The sequence below is a fragment of the Acrocarpospora catenulata genome (assembly GCF_018476525.1).
Taxonomy (GTDB): Bacteria; Actinomycetota; Actinomycetes; order Streptosporangiales; family Streptosporangiaceae; genus Acrocarpospora; species Acrocarpospora catenulata.
The window spans coordinates 28,345-47,664 of the sequence record NZ_JAHCST010000006.1 but is presented as its reverse complement, the minus strand read 5'-3'; the positions used below and the strand labels follow the sequence as shown (position 1 = coordinate 47,664).

At 70.1% G+C, this 19,320-nt stretch carries 15 protein-coding genes; 12 read left to right on the top strand and 3 right to left on the bottom strand.

All coding sequences use genetic code 11. The annotated features are described in order from the left end of the window. Window positions 1-29: 29 nt before the first annotated feature. Window positions 30-1,424 (bottom strand): MFS transporter, encoded by a 1,395-nt coding sequence (locus KIP79_RS08070; RefSeq protein WP_214104059.1) that lies wholly within the window; start codon window positions 1,422-1,424, stop codon window positions 30-32. Between the two features lie 285 nt (window positions 1,425-1,709). Here KIP79_RS08070 and KIP79_RS08065 point away from each other — a divergent pair, with 285 nt between their 5' ends. From KIP79_RS08065 to KIP79_RS08010, 12 genes are all read left to right on the top strand, one after another. Then, window positions 1,710-2,891: an acyl-CoA dehydrogenase family protein gene (locus KIP79_RS08065; protein WP_214104058.1), complete on the top strand. Its 1,182-nt coding sequence runs from the start codon at window positions 1,710-1,712 to the stop codon at window positions 2,889-2,891. 28 nt (window positions 2,892-2,919) lie between these two features. After that, a complete protein-coding gene (locus KIP79_RS08060) occupies window positions 2,920-4,026 on the top strand; it encodes an acyl-CoA dehydrogenase family protein (RefSeq protein ID WP_214104057.1) in 1,107 nt (368 codons plus the stop codon). Window positions 4,027-4,084: 58 nt separating this feature from the next. Continuing rightward, window positions 4,085-6,436, top strand: coding sequence for a CaiB/BaiF CoA-transferase family protein (locus KIP79_RS08055; RefSeq protein WP_214104056.1), 2,352 nt, complete (start codon window positions 4,085-4,087; stop codon window positions 6,434-6,436). 6 nt (window positions 6,437-6,442) lie between these two features. Then, window positions 6,443-7,600 (top strand): CaiB/BaiF CoA transferase family protein, encoded by a 1,158-nt coding sequence (locus KIP79_RS08050; RefSeq protein ID WP_214104055.1) that lies wholly within the window; start codon window positions 6,443-6,445, stop codon window positions 7,598-7,600. Next, window positions 7,597-8,199, top strand: coding sequence for a PaaI family thioesterase (locus KIP79_RS49280; protein ID WP_214104054.1), 603 nt, complete (start codon window positions 7,597-7,599; stop codon window positions 8,197-8,199). The genes KIP79_RS08050 and KIP79_RS49280 overlap by 4 nt, the downstream gene beginning before the upstream one ends. Then, window positions 8,196-8,879 carry an NUDIX hydrolase gene (locus KIP79_RS08040; protein WP_214104053.1) on the top strand — a complete coding sequence of 228 codons (684 nt, stop codon included), beginning with the start codon at window positions 8,196-8,198 and terminating at the stop codon, window positions 8,877-8,879. Before KIP79_RS49280 ends, KIP79_RS08040 begins: the two co-directional genes overlap by 4 nt. A 348-nt stretch (window positions 8,880-9,227) precedes the next feature. Continuing rightward, window positions 9,228-10,793: an ABC transporter substrate-binding protein gene (locus tag KIP79_RS08035; protein WP_214104052.1), complete on the top strand. Its 1,566-nt coding sequence runs from the start codon at window positions 9,228-9,230 to the stop codon at window positions 10,791-10,793. A 48-nt stretch (window positions 10,794-10,841) separates the two neighbouring features. Then, complete coding sequence (locus tag KIP79_RS08030; protein WP_250212896.1) at window positions 10,842-11,795, top strand: ABC transporter permease; 954 nt, start codon at window positions 10,842-10,844, stop codon at window positions 11,793-11,795. A 14-nt stretch (window positions 11,796-11,809) separates the two neighbouring features. After that, window positions 11,810-12,715, top strand: coding sequence for an ABC transporter permease (locus tag KIP79_RS08025; protein WP_214104050.1), 906 nt, complete (start codon window positions 11,810-11,812; stop codon window positions 12,713-12,715). After that, entirely contained in the window at window positions 12,712-13,809 is a 1,098-nt protein-coding gene (locus KIP79_RS08020) for an ABC transporter ATP-binding protein (RefSeq protein WP_214104049.1), read from the top strand. The genes KIP79_RS08025 and KIP79_RS08020 overlap by 4 nt, the downstream gene beginning before the upstream one ends. After that, window positions 13,809-14,516: an ATP-binding cassette domain-containing protein gene (locus tag KIP79_RS08015; RefSeq protein ID WP_214104048.1), complete on the top strand. Its 708-nt coding sequence runs from the start codon at window positions 13,809-13,811 to the stop codon at window positions 14,514-14,516. Before KIP79_RS08020 ends, KIP79_RS08015 begins: the two co-directional genes overlap by 1 nt. An 89-nt stretch (window positions 14,517-14,605) precedes the next feature. Beyond that, a complete protein-coding gene (locus tag KIP79_RS08010; RefSeq protein ID WP_214104047.1) occupies window positions 14,606-17,647 on the top strand; it encodes a Tn3 family transposase in 3,042 nt (1,013 codons plus the stop codon). Between the two features lie 293 nt (window positions 17,648-17,940). On the opposite strand, the gene KIP79_RS08005 is transcribed toward KIP79_RS08010, so the two are convergent. Next, window positions 17,941-18,903 carry an acyl-CoA desaturase gene (locus tag KIP79_RS08005; RefSeq protein ID WP_308169618.1) on the bottom strand — a complete coding sequence of 321 codons (963 nt, stop codon included), beginning with the start codon at window positions 18,901-18,903 and terminating at the stop codon, window positions 17,941-17,943. A 91-nt stretch (window positions 18,904-18,994) separates the two neighbouring features. Beyond that, complete coding sequence (locus tag KIP79_RS08000) at window positions 18,995-19,318, bottom strand: STAS domain-containing protein (protein ID WP_214104045.1); 324 nt, start codon at window positions 19,316-19,318, stop codon at window positions 18,995-18,997. Between the last annotated feature and the right edge of the window lie 2 nt (window positions 19,319-19,320).

Genomic DNA, 19,320 nt, shown 5'->3' with positions numbered 1-19,320 from the left:
CCGCATGTGACATAGATGCTACAGGGCAGTCATAGATTCGGCCGAGGTGGGAAGCGGCGCACCACGCTCGCCAACAGTGCGCAGGCCAGCGCGGCCCCGGCGGCGGTGACAAAGAAGACGGTGAAGGCCGTGCCCGCCGGGTGGCCGTCGCCGCCGGCGCTGAACCCGGTCTGCAGGCCGGCCAGGGTGGCGCTGGCCAGCGCGCTCCCGATGGCGCGGAACAGGGCGTTGATGGCGTTCGCGGCGGCCGTGTCCCGGCGGGGCACATGCTCCATCAGCAGCCCGGGCAACGCGGCGAAGGTGAGGGCTCCCCCGGAGGCCGTGATCAGGGAGGTGATCGCGATGTGCCACAGGCTGTCGGTGGCGTTGAGACGCAGGACATAGCCCGCACCCATCACCAGGCTCCCGAGAACCAGGGGGAAGGCCGCGTCCCGCGCATGGACCAGGCGTGCGGACACAGGGGACAGGACGAGGAAGACCATCGTCCCCGGCAGCAGGCAGAACCCGACCGTGGTGAGGGAGGCGCCGAACCCGTACCCGGTCGAAGTGGGCAGCTGCACCATGACGGTGGTAGCCAGGAAGTTGGCCACCCCGGCGAATCCGATGAAGCCTGCGGCCACGTGGCACAGCAGCACCGGTGGCGCGGCGGCTCCGCGCAGGTCCACGATCGGGTGCCGGGTGCGCAGCTGGTACGCGCTCCACAGGGGGGCGACCAGTACGGCGAGGGTGAGCGCCAGCAGGGTGAACCAGCTGCCCCAGCCCCACTCGGCGCCTTTGGTGATCGGGATGAGCACGCCGAGGAGGACGACGGAGAGCCCTGCCGAGCCGATCCAGTCCACCCGGCCGCGGCCGGCCGGTTCCGCGCTGGGCAGTACGGCGTACGCCACCGTGGCGGAGACCGCGCCGACGGCGGCGGACAGCCAGAACACGGTTCGCCATGGCAGGTGATCGACGACGAGGCCGCCGGCCAGCAGGCCCGCACCCGCGCCCATGCCCACGGTGGAGCTGATCACGCCGATCGCCATGGGCACCTGGGCCGCCGGCAGCCGGTCCCGCAGGATGCTGATCCCCAGCGGGATGACGCCGCTCGCGGCGCCCTGCAGGACGCGACCGGCGAGCATGGGCGCCAGGCCAGGGGCCAGGGCGCAGATCACCGAGCCCGTCACCAACGCGGCGAGGCTGGCCAGCAGCATGCGCCGCTTGCCGTACATGTCGGCGAGCCTGCCTACGATCGGGGTGGCGACGGCGCCCGCGAGCATGGTGGAGGTCGCCATCCAGGAGGCGTTCCCGACGCTCGCCTGGAGCAGTGCGGGGAAGCGCGGGAGCAGCGGCATCACGAGCGTGAACATCATCGACACGACCAGTCCGCACGCGGCGAGTGACGCCACCACCGCCCGGGAGGAGGACGCTCCGCCCCGGCTCATGGCGGGCCGCCGTACGGCGCCGACCCGGACCGTCCTTCCACCGCGCTGACCACAGTCCAACGTTCATTTATATGCGGCATACATGTCAAGCATTTTCAGGTAGGCACGCTCTACCCTCAAGTTGCCCTATGATCTGGCTGGATGTCAGATGCTGGCTATCTGTCAAATTGTTTACCAGAGGTATCGACACGGGCGCCGGGCACCGGCTAGCTTGGGCTGGCGCCGTCGAAGCCCCGCTGGTGATGAACCCGCCCTGACGGCGGTGAGGGGATGAGGAGGCATGCGGTGTACCTGCGATACACACCCGAGCAGATAGCTCTCCAGGAAGAGCTCCGGGCCTACTTCGACCAGATCATGACTCCCGAGTTGCGCGAACAGCTCCGCAACGGCTACTCGGTGCCGGAGGCCACCGACGCCTACCGTGCGGTCATCCGGCGGCTGGGCCAGGACGGATGGCTGCGCATCGGCTGGCCCAAGGAACTGGGCGGGCAGGGCCGCACCATGGTCGAGCAGGCCATCTTCAACGAGGAGGCCGCGTTCGCCGACGTGCCGACCCCGTTGCTGACCATCAACAGCGTCGCCCCGGCCATCGCCGCGTTCGGCACCGAGGAGCAGAAACGCACCATCCTGGCGGGCATCCTCGCCGGTGAAGTGCATTTCGCCATCGGCTACTCCGAGCCGGAGGCGGGGACCGACCTCGCCTCCCTGCGCACCCGGGCGGTGCGGGACGGCAACGAGTACGTGATCCACGGCCAGAAGTTGTGGACCGGCATGATGGAAGCCGCGGACTACATCTGGCTCGCCGTGCGGACCGACCCCGACGCGCCCAAGCACAAGGGCATCTCGCTGCTGCTGGTGCCCCGCCACTCGCCGGGGATCAGCTCCACCCGGCTGGCCACCGTGGGCGACCACTCCGTGGCCGCGGTCGGCTTCGACGGCGTGCGGGTGCCCCTGGACAGCTGCATCGGGGGTCAGAACAACGGCTGGGCGCTGATGACCGGGCAGCTCAACTCCGAGCGGGTCGCGCTGGTGTCGACGGCGGGCGTCCGCAAGTCGCTGGATCAGGTCGCGCGGTGGGCCGCCACCCAGGAAGGCGACAGCGGCCGCCTGATCGACCAGGAATGGGTCCGGCTCAACCTGGCCCGGGTGCGGGCCAAGACCGAGTTCCTCCGGCTGCTGAACCTGAAGCTGGCCAGCTCGCTCGACAGCGGGCAGCTGGCGCCGGGTGACGCCTCGGCGGCGAAGGTGTTCGGCAGCGAGCTCAACGCGGAGGCCAACCGGCTGCTGATGGAGGTCGTCGGCGAGGACGCGCTGGTCGCCTCCGGCGAACCCGGGGCGGTACTGGGCGGGCACCTCCAGAAGTTCCACCGCTCGGGCAACGTGCTCACCTTCATCGGCGGCACCAACGAGATCCAGCGGGACCTCATCGCGCAGCTCGGCCTGGGCCTTCCGCGGACCCGGCGATGAGGCGCGTCAACGCATGACAGGAGACACGATGGACTTCTCGTTCGACGCCGACCAGCTGGAGATCCAGCAGCTGGCCGAGCAGATTCTCACCGACAAGGCCACTGCGGCGCGGCTGCGCGAGCTGGACGTCCGGGCCTCGCCGGTGGATGAGGAGCTGTGGCAGGAGCTGGCCCGCGCCGGGCTGCTGGGCATGGCTCTGGGGGAGGACGTGGGCGGCGGCGGGGCGGGCTTCCTTGAGTTCTGCCTGGTGCTTCAGTGCGCCGGCGCGGCGGCGGCGCACCTGCCTCTGATCGACGTGATCGTGTCGGCCGCCCTGCCGGTTGAAAGGTTCGGGTCCAAGGAACTGCGTGCCCGGCTGCTTCCCTCGGTGGCCGACGGGTCCGCGTACCTCACGGCCGCGCCGGACCGACCGGACGGGCGGGCCACCGTCCGGGCGGCCCGGGACGGCGAGGACTGGACGCTGAGCGGCGTGCGGTCGCTGGTGGTGCTGGCCGACCGCGCGCTGCGCGTGCTGGTGACAGCGGACGACGAGCAGGGACGGGCCGGCCTGTTCTGCGTCGACCCGCAAGCCGCCGGTGTGCTGCTGGAACCCCAGCAGACGATGACGGGCCGGCCCGCGCACCGGGTGACGCTGTCCGGTGTGCGGGTCCCCGCCGAGGATGTCCTCCTCCCGCCCGGCGAGGCGGACGAGGCGCTCGCCTGGCTGCGCGACCGGGTGGCAGCCGCTGTCTGCGTCGAACAGCTCGGCGTCTGCGCCGTGTCGCTTCGCCTCACCGCGGAGTACGTGAGCGAGCGGGAGCAGTTCGGCCGCCCGATCGGCACCTTCCAGGCGGTCGCGCACCGCGTCGCCGACGCGTACATCGACCTTGAGGCGATCCGGCTCACCACCTGGCAGGCGGTGTGGCTGCTCGACCAGGACGGTGACGCGCGGGAGGAACTCGCCATCGCCAAGTGGTGGGCGGCCGACGCCGGCCCGCGCATTCTCCAGGCCGCTCAGCACCTGCACGGCGGCATCAGCGTGGACCTCGACTACCCGGTCCACCGCTACAGCCTCCTGGGCAAACGGAACGAGCTCCGCCTCGGCGGGCCCACCGCCCAGCTGCGTGACGTCGGCGCGCTGCTCGCCCGCGACTAGGCAGCCGACCACGACAGAAGCGACGAGAGACCAGGAAACAGGAGAAGGACACGCGTCGATGAGCGTCCCGAAGGATTCAACCCAGCCGCTGGCCGGCGTCCGCGTCGTCGAGCTCTCGCGCACCCTGGCCGGGGCGTACGCGGGCAAGCTGTTCGTCGACCTGGGAGCCGAGGTACGGCTGGCGGAGCCGACCGGCGGACACCCGATGCGCACCGGGGAGGACGGCCGGACCGATGCCCTCTTCGCGTTCCTGGCCGCGGGCAAGGAGTCCTTCCTCGCCGACCTCGACGCGGTCACCGCGGCACCCGGGGACGTCGACGTCGTCATCGTCGAGAGCGAGGCAGCGTCGGCCGCCGAACGCCTCCACCGGCTCGCCGAGACGACGGTCGTGGCCTCCATCACGCCGTGGGGCCTCACCGGCCCCTGGTCCGCGGGCGAGCGGCCGTACTCCGAGTTCATCCTGCAGGCGGAGGGCGGCTCGGTGGCCATGCGCGGCGACCCCACGTCGTACCCGCTGATGGCCGCCGACCAGCCCGGCTACTGGGCGGCCGGAGCGATGACGGCGGCCGCCGCCGCGGCCGCCCTGCGCGTCCTGGAACGCCACGGGCGCGGCGAGCTCATCGACGTGTCGCTGCTGAACGTGACGGCGTACGTGACCAACCTCTTCACCGACGCCGCCGCTGCCATCCGCGAGACGAACGACTTCGGTTCCGTCACCCGCCGGCGCATGACGCCGTCCGTCGAGCGCGCCGCCGACGGCTGGGTCGGCTTCAACCTGGCCTCGGCGCAGAACCTTGAGGACTTCATGGTCCTCATCGAACGGCCGGACCTGCTCGCCGACGAGGAGATGCTGACCTACGACGGCCGGTACCGCCGGGCCGAGGAGTGGAACGCCGCCGTCCAGGAGTGGACCAGGCGGCACAGCGTGGCGGAGATCGTGCGCATGGCCGCCGATTTCCGCATTCCCGCCGCTCCCGTCCACAACGGGCGCACGCTCCTCGACGATCCGCACGTGCGGGCCAGGGAACTCTATACCTCCGACGCGACCGGCCGCTTCCGGCATCCGGTCGTGCCTTACCTGTTCGACGGCCGTCGGCCGGCGTCCGGCCGTCCGGTGCCGGGACCGGCAAGTGCGCCGGGGTTGGGCGGGCGGCCGACGGCCCGGCACCCCGGTTCGCCGGGACAACCGAGCCTGGCCGGGGTCCGCGTACTCGACCTGACGTCATGGTGGGCCGGGTCCTTCGTGGGCACCTTCGCCGGGTCCCTGGGCGCCGACGTCATCAAGATCGAGTCCACCCGGCGGGTGGACGGCTGCCGGATGGTGGGCGGCACGTTGACGACCGCGGCCGACTGGTGGGAGCACAGCAACTTCTTCCTCGGCATCAACCACAACAAGCGCGGGATCACGCTGGACCTGACGCACCCGCGCGGCCTGGAGCTGTTCCGCGACCTCATCGCGGTCTCGGACGTGCTGCTGGAGAACTTCTCCCCGCGGGTGCTCGAACAGCTCGGCCTCGACTGGGACGGGGTGCGCCGGATCAACCCCCGGCTGGTGATGGTGCGCATGCCGGCGTTCGGGCTGACCGGTCCCATGCGGAACATGACCGGCTTCGCGCAGACCGTCGAGCAGTTCTCCGGCATGTGCTGGACCACCGGCTACCCGGACGGCCCGCCGCTGAACACGATCGGCCCGGCCGACCCGATGGCCGGCGCGCACGCCTCGTTCGCACTGCTGGCCGCCCTGCGCGCCCGGGACGCCACGGGCGCCGGGACCCTGATCGAGTCGCCGCTGGTCGACGCCGCGCTGACGATGACGGCCGGACAGGTCATCACCTACACGGCGTACGGGCGGCTGCCGACCAGGGACGGCAACCGCGCCGCCGGGATCGCCCCGCAGGGCGTGTACGCCTGCCGCGGCACGGAGAACTGGCTGGCGCTGTCGGTCGTCACCGACGCGCACTGGGCCGCGCTGCGCGACTACACCGGCATCGACCGATGGTCGGCCGACGAGCGCCTGGCCACCGAGGCGGGACGCCGCCAGCAGCATGACCTGATCGACACGGAGGTGGCCGCCTGGGCCGCCGGGCGGGTCCTGGAGGAGGTGGTCGGCGACCTGGTCGCGCTCGGCGTGCCGGCCGGCCGCGTGGTCGACAGCCGGTGCGTCCACGGCCGGCCCCAGATCGCCGCGACGGGCATGTTCGAGCCGGTCGTCCATCCGCTGGCGGGGGAGCTCCCGCTGCCCGTCCTGCCGTTCCGGTTCGGCGGCGTCCGGCAGTGGTCGCGACTGCCCGCGCCCACGGTGGGCCAGCACAACCGAGAAGTCCTCGGCAGCGTCCTGGGCCTGACCGAGACGGAGATCGAGAAGCTGGCGGCCGAACACGTCATCGGCAGCCGACCGGATGGGGTGTGAGCACCTGTGACCACAACGAAGGCGCCCCGCGGACCCCTGGCCGGGCTGCGGGTAGTGGAGATCGCCGCACAGGGACCAGGACCGTTCGCCGCCATGATGCTCGCCGACCTCGGCGCCGACGTGGTGCGGGTGGACCGGCCGTCCGCCTCGGGCGGGCCCGGGCAGGCGGCCGTGGACGTCGTCGGGCGCGGCCGCCGGTCGATCGTGCTGGACCTGAAGGACCCCCGGGGCGTGGACGTGCTGCTGCGCCTGGCCGACACCCGCGACATCCTCATCGAGGGGTTCCGCCCGGGAGTCGCGGAACGTCTGGGGTTCGGACCGGAGGTGTGCCTGCGCCGCAGGCCCACCCTCGTATATGGCCGGGCGACGGGCTGGGGACAGCGGGGCCCCAAGGCGTCCCTGGCAGGTCATGACGCGAACTACATCGCGACCACCGGGGCGCTGCACGCCATCGGCGTCGAGGCAGGCCCGCCGGTCCTGCCGCTGAACCTGGTGGGCGACTACGGCGGCGGCGGCATGCTCCTGGCCCTCGGGGTCATGTGCGCGCTCTGGGCCGCGTCCCGGTCGGGACGCGGCCAGGTCGTCGACGCGGCGATGGTCGACGGTTCGGCCCTGCTCATGGCCCAGATGTACAGCATGCTCGCCACCGGTTCGTGGAGCGTGACGCGGGGCGTCAACATCCTCGATTCCGGCGCCCACTTCTACAACGTCTACCAGACCGCCGACGGCGAGCACGTGGCGGTCGCCGCGATCGAGGCGCCCTTCTACCGGCGGCTGCTGGACGCGCTCGGCCTGGACCCGGCGGACCTGCCCGCCCAGCACGACCAGAGCCAGTGGCCGCGGATGAAGGCGCTGTTCGCGGAGCGGTTCGCCGAGCACACGCGGGACCACTGGTGCGCGTTGCTGGAGGACACCGACGCGTGCTTCGCTCCGGTACTGTCCATGGCCGAGGCGCCGCAGTACCCGCACCACCGGGACCGGGACACCTTCATCAAGGTCGACGGTGTGGTCCAGCCCGCACCGGCCCCCCGGTTCAGCCACACACCCACGGCGTTTCCCGAGCCGGCCCCCACTCCCGGGCTGCACACCGCGGACATTCTCACCGAGCTCGGGCTGGACGCCGGTGCGGCGGACGAGCTGCGCCGCGACGGAGTGGTCGCGTGAACCCGGCAACCAACCCGCAGGCGGCGTACCAGGCGCTGGTCACCACCATGCGAGAGACGCTCGACAGCGTCATGCACACCGCCGTCGGCCATGCCGAGCTCGCCGTGATCGCCGGGCAGCTCCAGGACATCACGCGCACGCTGCTCGGGCGCACGCGTCCCGACCCGTGGTTCTGGTCGAGGGAACCTCCGGCGGCGGTCACCGGAACGATGGCCGATCCCGCCCCGGCCGCCAACGGCTGGGCCAGCTGCAACCCGGTCGCCCCGCCGCTACTGCTGGAGATGGACGATCAGACGATCGTCGGCACGGTCACCCTGGGCGCAGCCTACGCGGGGCCGCCCGGCCTCGTGCACGGCGGCACCGTCGCCGCACTCATCGACCACGCCATGGGCATCTACCTGGCCTGCGTGGGCCGGGCCAGCATGACCGCCAACCTCAGCGTCGACTTCCTCGCGGGGACGCCCCTGTTCCGTCCCCTGACGGTCCGGGCCGGCACCCGTGAGGTTTCCGGGCGCAAGACCACGGTGTGGGCGTCGGTGCAGGCCGACGACGTGGTGACCGCCCGGGCTACCGGACTGTTCGTGATGGTGAGGCGATGAACGACCAGAGCACGCCCGGCCTGTCGACCGCGGCCACCTGCGTGCTGATCCGTGACCGGGACGGTCGGCTTGAAGTGCTGCTGCTGCGCCGCAACTCCGCCGGCAGCTTCCCGGGAGCGTGGGTCTTTCCCGGCGGGCAGGTGGATCCGGCCGATGCCGGACCAGCCGATGACCAGCAGACCGTGGCCCGCCGGGCGGCCAGCCGTGAAACGGCCGAGGAGGCCGGCCTGCTGGTGGCCGCCGACGCGATGGTGCCGTTCTCCCACTGGACGGCGCCCGAGCAGGCTCCGCGCCGGTTCCGGACCTGGGTCTTCGTCGCCCCGGCGCCCTCCGCCGACGTGGTGGTGGACGGGCGGGAACTCCTCGACCACCGCTGGTTATCGCCCGAGGAGGCCTTGCGAGAGCACGGGGACGGCCGGCTGACCCTACTGCCGCCGACCTGGCTCACCCTGTACGACCTGCGCCAGGACGGCTCGGTGGCCGAGGCGATGGGCAGGCTCTCCATACGGGAGCCGGAGAGCTTCGCGGGGCGGGTCATCCGCGAGGACACGGGCATGGCCATGGTTTGGGCCGGTGACGACGAGTACGACGCCGACCGGCCCCGGACCGGCCGGCGGCACCGGCTGCTCATGGGCACGTTGCCCTGGCAGTACGTCCGGACCGCATCCCCGCCACGGTAACATCGTTGCGAAAAAGTTGCTTGGCAATAGGCATATAAATCGCTGCCTCCGCCGGTCATGAGTACGGCCCGGTGCTACAACGCAGAGTAAATAACCAGTTCAGAACGTATCTGATGGTGCGGGAACAACACCGTTGCCCACCCGCCAAGGTAGATGTATCGTTTCGCGCAAGTAAATAACCCGGAAGGGCGGCCGATATCGCGGTCGCCACTCGCCCGCGCTCCAGGCACCCGCCCGCCGACCGGTTGGGCGACACCCAGGACCGCGTGGACGGAGATCCATGGCTGCACGAAGCGGGTTTCCTCCATCTAATGCACCTGATCCATCCCTCTTGAGAGGAAACTACCGATGAGGCCGACTTCCTCGACCCGGTTGGCGTCGCCCCTCGTCGCCGCTTTCACCGCGTTAACGCTGGTTTCGGCATGTGGCGGCGGGACCCCCGAACAGCAGCAGGCCACGGCACCCGTCGGCGAGCCGCAGCGCGGGGGCACCGTGACGTACTCCTTCAGCGGCGACGCGAGCAATCTGGACGCGGCACGGTGCGGCACCGGCGACTGGCTGGCCTGCTCGGCCATCTACGGCACGCTGCTCAACTACAACGCGGCGGACCAGAAGTTCGAGCCGGGGATGGCGGAGTCCTTCGAGACCGAGGACGGCAGGACCTGGACGCTCAAGCTGCGGCAGAACGTCAAGTTCACCGACGGCACGGCGTTCGACGCCGAGGCGGTGAAGTTCAACTGGGAGCGCGCCGCCGACCCGAAGAACCTGTCGCCGGGAGCCCTGGTCGCCAAGTCGATGACGCTGACCGTCGTCGACCCGCTCACCCTGCGGGCCGAGCTCAAGGAGCCCAACTTCCAGTTGCGCTGGGCGCTCCAGGGTGAGCTGGCCATGATCGGGTCCCCGGCCGCCATCCAGCAGAAGGGCCCCGACTTCGCCAACGAGCCGGTGGGCGCGGGACCGTTCAAGCTGCAGAGCTGGGCACGCGGCTCCCAGATGATCCTGGTACGCAACGACGGCTACTGGGACCAGCCGAGGCCGTACGTGGACCGGTTCGTCATCAAGGTGCTCAACGCCGACGACCAGCGGCTCAACGCGCTGCGGACCGGCGAGATCGACGTGATGGCGACCACCCGCGGCGAGTTCGGGAAGAAGGGTGTGGACGCCGGCTTCCAGCTCGCCGAACTCAACTACATCCTCGGTTCCGGGATCCGTATGAGCTTCACCAAGGGCGACCTGGCCGATCCCGATATCCGCAAGGCGGTGGCCCACCTTGCCGACGGGGACCAGATGATCAAGGCGTTCTATCCGGGGGAGACCGTGGCGCGCACCCTCGCCCCCCAGTCGAGCTGGATCTACGACCCCGAGGCCAAGCTGCCGACGCACGACGTCGCCGAGGCGCAGCGGCTGGTCGACGGCTACCTGGCCAGGACCGGCAAGAGCGAGGTCACCATCGCCTACAAGTACATCGGCGGGTCCGCGTTCTCCGACGGGCAGGCGCAGATGATCCAGGCCATGCTGCAGCAGGCAAAGGGCGTGAAGGTCGAGCTCGTCTCGCAGGACTACGCGACCTGGTTCGCCGACACCCAGCGGGGCGACTACCAGCTGCAGTCGTTCGCGGTGTCAGGGGTGAACCCGGACCAGTTGCACAACTACTTCTTCACGGGGGCATCCCGGAACACCACCGGGTACTCCAACCCGGCCGTCGACACGGCCCTGGAGAAGACCCGCACCGCCGCCGAACCGGCCGCGCAGACCGAGGCGTACAAGGAGGCGACCCGGCAGCTTGCCGCGGACGCGGCCTTCCAGCCCTGGTACTACCCGGTCGCCCAGCTGCTCTTCCCCAAGAAGATCCACGGCGTGGTTCCCGCCTACACCTACTTCATGCGCCCCGATCTGGTCTGGCGCGAGTCGTAGCCGAACCATGAACCGCCGTGAGCAAGGGAGAACGAGACGGTGTACCGGATGAATGCCACCGCGCTGGCGGTGCTCCGCAGGCTGGCGAAGCTGGTGCTCGTCCTGTTCCTGGTGAGTGTCGCCGCCTTTCTCCTGCTGGAGCTGATCCCCGGGGACCCGCTGGACACCCTGCTGCCGGAGGGGGCGACCGCGGAGACCCGGGCCCAGCTTGAGGAGCTGTACGGGCTCAACGACCCGATGGTGGCGCGCTACCTGCACTGGCTGGGCGGCGCCCTCCAGGGGGACCTCGGCCGCTCCTTCCAGACCCAGTTGCCGGTGACGCAGGCGATCCTCGAACGGGTGCCGGTGACCGTCGAACTGGCCGCCCTGTCCACCCTCCTGGCCCTCGTCGTGGCGGTGCCCTTCGGGGTGTACGCCGGCTACCGGCCGGGTGGCGTACTGGACCGGGTGGTCACCTTCCTGGTGTCGCTGACGCTGTCGGTGCCGAACTTCCTCATGGGCATCCTGCTCATCTTCGTGTGCGCGGTCACCCTGGGCCTGTTCCCGGTCAGCGGCTGGGTGCCCTGGGAGGAAGGGGCGGGCGAGCACCTGCGCAGCGTGGCGCTGCCCGTGCTGACCCTGGCCAGCGCGGAGATCGTGGTGTTCGTCCGCCTCCTGCGCAACGACATGGTCGCGACCCTGCAGCAGGACTTCGCGCTCGCCGCCCGCGCGCGGGGCCTGCCGACCGCCTGGGTCCTGTTCGGGCACGCGCTCCGCCCGTCCTCCTTCTCCCTCGTCACCGTGCTCGGCGTCAGCCTGGCCAGGCTGATCGGCGGCACCGTGATCGTCGAGAACCTCTTCGCACTGCCCGGCGTGGGCACCCTGGTGATCAACGCGATCAGCAGTCGTGACTACCTGATGGTCCAGGGGATCGTGCTTCTCGTCGCCACCGTCTACGTGGTCCTCAACACGGCGGTGGACCTGTCGTACCCACTACTCGATCCCCGAGTCCGGAAGTCCTGAGGAGAGCACGACCCATGGACGCAGAATCGATGACGGCGACGGGGGAGCGCGCAGCGGCACCGGCGTCGCGGCCCCCGGCGACCCCCACGATGGTGCGCCGCCGGCGCCGACGGCGCGATCTGGCGGTGGTCGTCGCCGCCGTCTGGCTCACCCTGATCGTGCTGGCCGCGATCTTCGCGGACCTGCTGCCGATCCCGGCGCCGGACGCCATCTCCTCCCAGTTCTCACTCGCGCCCGGACTGCGGCTGGAGAACCCGCTGGGCACCGACACACTCGGCCGCGACCAACTGGCCCGCGTGATCTACGGCGCGCGCGTCTCGCTCGCCGTCGCCATCGGCGCCACGCTGCTCGCGCTCACGGCGGGCACGGTACTCGGCATGGTCGCCGGCTACCTGCGCGGACTCACCGACTCGGTCTTCGAGATCGGCACCAACGTCCTGCTGGCCTTCCCGCCGCTGATCTTCCTGATCGCGCTCGCCGCCGTGACCCCGCCCAGCATCCTCACCCTGGTCGTGGGACTCGCGATCATCGGCGTGCCGACGTTCGCCCGGATCGCCCGCGCCAACACCATCGCCTTCGCCAACCGCGAGTTCGTCACCGCCTCCACCGCGATGGGCGCCACCAACATCCGCGTCCTCACCCGGGACATCCTCCCCAACGTCATGCTGCCGGTGACGTCGTTCGCCCTCCTGGTGGCCGCCGCGCTGGTGGTGGCCGAGGGCAGCCTCAGCTTCCTCGGCCTCGGCGTGCCACCGCCCGCACCGAGCTGGGGCGGCATGATCGCGGCGGCCAGGGACCAGCTCGCCGATCACCCCCACCTGGTAGCGGTCCCCGGCGGGTTCTTCTTCCTCACCGTGTTCTCCCTCAACAGCCTGGGCGACTACGCCAGAGGCAAGGTCGGAAAGGAGACCGCGCTGTGAGCACGCTCTTCGCGAACGGCACCCGCACCTCCCCGTCGCTGCTCGACATCCGCGACCTGCGCGTATGGTTCGACACCCCCCGCGGCCTCGTCCGCGCGGTCGACGGCGTCGACCTGAGCGTGCGGCCAGGCAGGACCCTCGGCGTCGTCGGCGAGTCAGGGTCGGGAAAGTCGGTCCTCGCGCGCGCGGTCATGAACATCCTCGCCCCCAACGCGCTCACCTTCCCCGACTCGCGGATCAGCGTGGACGGGCAGGACCTGCGGACGATCAGCAAGGATCAGGCGCGGCACCTGTGGGGCTCCCAGGTCTCGATGGTGTTCCAGGACCCGATGACCTCGCTCACCCCCGTGCTGACCATCGGCAGGCAGCTCACCGAGGTCTTGCGCCACCATCTCGGCATGGACCGGGCCGCCGCGCGCCGCCGGGCCGAGGACCTCCTGCGCCAGGTCGGCATCCCGGAACCGGCCAAGCGCCTGCGGCAGTATCCGCACAACCTCTCCGGGGGGATGCGGCAGCGGGTCACCATCGCGCTCGCCGTCTCGTGCGATCCGCGGCTGCTGATCGCCGACGAACCCACGACCGCCCTGGACGTGACGGTCCAGCAGCAGATCCTCGAACTGCTCGACCAACTGCGGGCGGAGAACGGCATGGGCATGATCCTGATCACCCACGACCTCGGAGTGGTCGCCGGGCACGCCGACGAGATCGCCGTGATGTACGGCGGCCGGATCGTGGAACGCGCGCCCACCCGCGTGCTGTTCGGCGCCATGCGGCATCCCTACACCCGCGCGCTGGTCCGCTCCATCCCGCGCATCGCCGAGCCGAGCCACACCCGGCTACACGCCATACCCGGCCGTCCACCGGTCATCATCGATCCGCCGCCGGGTTGCCGGTTCGCCCCCCGCTGCCCCAACGCCCGGCCACGCTGCCTGAGCGAGGACCCGGCGCTCCGGCGCACGGGCGACGACGACACGCACAGCCACGCGTGCTTCTTCCCGGTGGGCACACCGGAAGGCGAGGCCGCCTTCGCGGCCAACCTCCGCGACGGACGTACCGCGGCGGGTCTCACCGTCACGGAAGGGAGCAGACTCTGATGGCCGGAAGCGGCACCGCTCACCTGCACGACGAGGAGGCAGCCCTGCTGTCCGTGCGCAACCTCCGCGTCGAGTACGCCACCGGACGGGCGGAGAAGGTCCACGCCGTGTCGGATGTCAGCTTCGACATCCGGCAGGGCGAGACGCTCGGCCTGGTCGGCGAGTCCGGGTGCGGCAAGTCCACCGTCGCCAAGGCGGTCATGCAGCTACCCCCGCCCACCGCGGGCAGCATCAGCCTGGACGGGCGCGAGCTCACCACCCTGCGCGGCGGCGAGCTGCGGCGGCTCCGCCGGCGGATGCAGATGATCTTCCAGGATCCGATCTCCTCCCTCAACCCGCTCAGGAAGGTCAAGAACATCGTCGGGGAGGGGCTGCACATCTCCGGCGACCTGTCCGCCGCCGAGATCGACGCGAAGGTGCGCAGGATCCTGGAGGTCGTCGGCCTCGACCCGGACACCGCGGGTGAGCGCCGGCCGCACGAGTTCTCCGGCGGGCAGTGCCAGCGCATCTCGATCGCCCGGGCGATGGTCCTCGATCCGGAGATCGTCATCTGCGACGAGCCGGTGTCGGCGCTCGATGTGTCGGTGCAGGCGCAGATCCTCAACCTGCTGGCCGACATGAAGGAGCGCTACCGGCTGACGATGCTCTTCAGGGGTCCCGGTAGCAATGAAGAAATTTCCAACGGATATACCGCTGACCTGGGCTAATACAGGAGCTTGACCATCTATGGCGGACTGATGATCACTGCCGCTACGTTCGTTCCGGATTCGTCCGGAGCGGCACATGAGGCGGTGCGTTGTCAGAGAAAATGTTCTCCGAAGAGCAGCTGGAACAGCTGCGTTCGTTCCCGGAGATCAGCAGAGAAGAGTTGATCCGATACTTCACGCCCACGGCGGCAGACGTCGCGTTCGTCGACCCGGGTCGCGGGCGGGGCGTGGTGGACCGGCTGGGCATGATGGTCCAGCTGTGCACGCTGCCGTGGCTCGGGTTCGTGCCCGATGATGTGGCCACGGCGCCGCCGGTGGCGGTGGCCCGGGTCGCGGACCGGCTGGGCGTAGATCCTTCGGCGTTATCGCTGTACGGGAATCGGGCCCAGACCCGATCAGACCATCTGGTCCAGGTCGCCAAGTATCTGGAGTGGAAGACGGCTCCTGCAGGCAGCCGGGCGATGAAGGAACTCGAGCAGTTTCTGCTGGATCGGGCGATGGAGCACGACTCGCCGACGCTGTTGTTCAACCTGGCGCGTGAGTATCTGATGGCGGCGAGGGTGATCCGGCCCGGCGCGCTCATCCTGGCGAAGATGGTCGGCACGGCGCGCAAGGCCGCCTCCGATCTGACCTCGCAGATGGTGGCGCACCTGCTGACCGGTGATGTCCGCGCCGACCTGGAGCGGATGCTCGTCGTTGATGCCGGATTGGGTATGACGCGGCTGGAGTGGCTGGTCGCTCCGGCCAAGGACGCCTCGGCGGCATCGGTGAAGACCGCGATCGACAAGCTGACATGGCTGCGCGCGGTGGATGCCCACCAGATGGACCTGTCGGTGCTGCCGAACGAGCGTCGCCGGTTCTTGGCCCAGGTCGCGCGCCGCTCGACCAACCAGGGCCTGGAACGGCGCAAGGAGCGCAAGTTCCCGATCCTGCTGGCCTTCCTCGCCCAGGCTGCGGTCGACCAGCTGGATGAGGTGGTGGGGCTCTTCGACCAGGCCGTGTCCGCGCGGGAGTCCCGCGCGAAGGCCAAGACCGACGAGGCGCTGGTCGAGCGGGCAAAGAAGGGCGAGGCCCGGCAACTGCTGATGGACATCATCCTTCCCGTGCTGGCCGATCCGTCCATTTCCGACGAGCAGGTGGGCGGGCTGTTGCGGGAGCGGATCGGCATGCAGCGGCTGCGGGAGATCACCTCCGATGCGTGGAAGCCGCTGCCCAGGGACCACGGCCGCCTGTCGGAGCTGGAGGCCTCCTACACCTACCTGCGCCAGTTCACCCCGAATGTGCTGGCCGCGATCGATTTCCAGGGCGGGCCGGGCACGAGCGAGCTGATGGAGGCGGTGGCCATCTTGCAGGGGCTGAACCGGCTCGGCGGCCGCAAGGTGCCCGCGGGCGCGCCGACCGGCTTCGTGCCCGCCCGGTACGCCGATTACCTGGAGCGGGCCCGCAAGTCCGGGGAGGACACCGCCTACCGCCACTACTGGGAATTGTGTGTGATCTTGTGCCTGCGCGATGGGCTGCGCAGCGGGGACGTGTTCGTGCCCGGCTCGCGCCGCTACGCCGACCCGGCCACCTATCTCTACACGCCCGAGCAGTGGGAGCCCAAGCGCGCCGAGTACTGCCGCCTGGTGGGCAAGCCGGCCAGCACGGCCGACGCGCTGGAGCAGGGCAAGGAGGAACTGCACGCGGCGTTGACCGGGCTGGACAAGACCCTGGCCGAGGCCAGTCCCGATGACGTCGGCATGGTCCGGCTGGATGAGGACGAGCACCTGGTGGTGCCGCCGCTGTCGGCCGAGGACGTGCCGGCGGAGGCCAAGGCGCTCAAGGACGAGCTGGCCGCGATGCTGCCGTTCGCGCCGATCGCCTCGCTGCTGATCGAGCTGGACGCCCGCACAAGTTTCCTGGACTGCTTCACCCACGCCGGTGGCCGCAAGCTGACCACGTCGGTGGAGACCAAGCGCAACATTCTCGCCGTTCTCATCGCGATGGCAACGAATCTGGGCCTGGCCCGCATGTCGGAGGCCTGCGGGGTGTCCTATGACGTGCTGGCCTGGACGATGGAGTGGTACATCCGGGAGGAGACGCTGCGCGAGGCCAACACGGTCATCGTCAACCACCACTACAACCTGGAGCTGGCCAGGGTGTTCGGCGGCGGCACCATGTCCTCCTCCGACGGCCAGCGATTCCCCGTGCGGGGCAAAAGCCTGAGCGCCCGGACGATGGTGATCCACGGGGGTCAGGTGCTGTCGACCTACACGCATGTCTCGGATCAGTGGTCGACGTACGGCACGAAGATCATTGTGCCGACGGCGCGGGAGGCGCACTACGTGCTGGACGACTTCCTCGGCAACGCGACCGACCTTCCGATCGATGAGCACGCGACCGACTCCCATGGGGCCACGTTGATCAACTTCGCGTTGTTCGACCTGGTCGGCAAGGCACTCACTCCCAGGATGCGGGACCTGGCCCGGGTCACCCTGGTTCGCGACGACACCCCCACCGAGATCACCAAGCGCTACCCGCATGCGGGGCCGCTGCTGGGCGCGCGGTGGAATGAGGACCTGGTCGCCGGCTGCTGGAGCGACCTGCTGCGGATGGCCGGGTCGCTGAAGTACGGCCAGGCCACCGCCTCGCTGATCGTCGGCAAGTGGTCGGCCGCCTCCCGGCAGAACACCCTGGCCGCCGCGCTGAAGGAGTGGGGCATGCTGAGAAGGACCGTGCACCTGGCCAAATACCTGTCGGACCCGGCGTTCCGGCGGAAGATCTCCCGGCAGCTGAACAAGGGCGAGAGCCTGCACGCGCTGCGCAGGGACCTGCACTACGCCCAGCAGGGCGCCGTCACCCGCCCGCACCTGGAGCAGCAGACCGAACAGGCGTGGTGTTTGACCGTTTTGACCAACTCGGTGATCGCGTGGACGACAGAATATTATTCGAGAGCGGTGCTGGAGTTGCGTTCCCAGGGTCGCGAGGTGCCCGATGAGCTGCTGTCGCACATCTCGCCCGGCCACAGCGACAACATCAACTTCTTCGGCGTCATCAACGTGGACGTCGAGGCGGAGCTGGCCAAGCTCGACACCAGTGGATGGCGGCCGCTGCGGCCCGCGCAGCTGCGCGAGCTGGGGCTGATGCCGTGAGCGGCCCTGCGCCGCGCCTATGGCGCGGTCGTGTGAGCAGGACGGTGAGTTGCAGCACGTGGTCGGAGGGGCCGTCATGGTATCGGCGTTAAACGGGGCTGGGCGCGTGTTCTGGCGACGCCCGGGGATGAGGGCGGCCAGGCCCGGCGAGCGCGACTGTTCCAGATCGACCTCGATCTGGAACGGTTGCGAGACAGCAGTCGGCGCGATGGTGGCATGGAACAGATCGCCTGGTGCTGGCCGAGGCCTCGTTTGTCCAGGTCCTTGATGTTGGTCGCTCCCGGATGTCCGGCTCAGCCGGATCCAGGCGCTGGGTCGGTGCGGGTCGCGTCGTGGGCGATGCCGCTTCGGGGCACCGCGTGCTGGCTGTGCAGGGTGTGTTTGCCGGCTACCGTGCGATGGTGCTGGAGGTGGCCGGGGGTGTGCCAGCGCACGTGGGTGGCCCAGTGCAGGCGTTCGAACAGGCGGATGAGCGCGGCCGAGGGATCGATCTGTCCGGGATCGCCGTGCCGGGCGCGGCTGGGCTGGCTGTGATGGCCGTTGTGCCAGCTCTCCCCGAAGGACAGCAGGGCCAGTGGCCACAGGTTGGTGGAGCGGTCGTGGAGTCTGGTGAGGTGGGGCCGGTTGCCGATGGTGTGGCAGAGGGAGTTGACGCTCCAGGTCACGTGGTGCAGCAGGGCGATGCGGACCGGCCCGGCCCAGATGAAGGCGGTCAGGGCGCCGTACAGGCTGCCGCTGATCGCCCAGCCCGCGGCGAACGGCAGGATCAGGGAGGCGGCGCACAGGGCGGGGAAGGCGCGTGAGATGCGCAGCATGGCCGGATCGTTGCGCAGGAGGTCGGGGGCGTAGCGGGCGGCTGAGGTGGGCTCGCCGGTGAACAGCCAGCCCAGGTGGGCGTGGGCCAGACCGCGCAACTGCCCACCGAGGTGGGTGCCGTAGCGGTAGGGGGAGTGCGGGTCGCCGGGGCGGTCGGTGAAGGCGTGGTGGCGGCGGTGAACGGCCACCCAGTCGATGAGGTTGCCCTGGAAGCTCATCGACCCGGCGATGGCCAGTGCGGCGCGCAGCCAGGGGCGGGCGGTGAAGGAACGGTGGGTGAACAGCCGGTGGAAGCCGACCGTCACCCCCAGGCCGGTCACGACGTAGAACACCGTGGCCAGCAGGAGGTCGGTGAGGGTGATCCCGGTTCCCCATGCCAGCCAGATGCCGGCGCCCAGCGCGATGAAAGGCGCGATCGCGATCGTGGCCGTGACAGCCACCTGCCCGGCATGGGCGGTGGGGTGTGGGTCGGTGTGTGGGAACGGTGATAGCCCGTCGTAGGCCTGGTCCGGAGGCTGGTCGTGCATCCGCTTAGGCCACCATCGGCAGGCTGCGGTCCAGGCCGGTATTGCGCAGCAGCTGGGACATGGATGGACGGGGCGCGGTCAGGGCCAGTGTGATGCCCATCGTTCGGGCGCGGTTTTGGATGCCGACCAGGACGGACAGGCCTGAGGCGTCGCAGAATGTGACCCCGGACAGGTCGAGGATGAGCAGGCTGGTGCTGTAGCTCAGCGTGCTCGTCAGTCGCTGGCGAAGCTCTGGGCTGGTGAGAATGTCGATGTCTCCGGACAGGCGGATGATGGTGGGGGCCGATGGGCCGGCCAGCCCGAGCGGTGACGGGTCGATGACGTTCATGG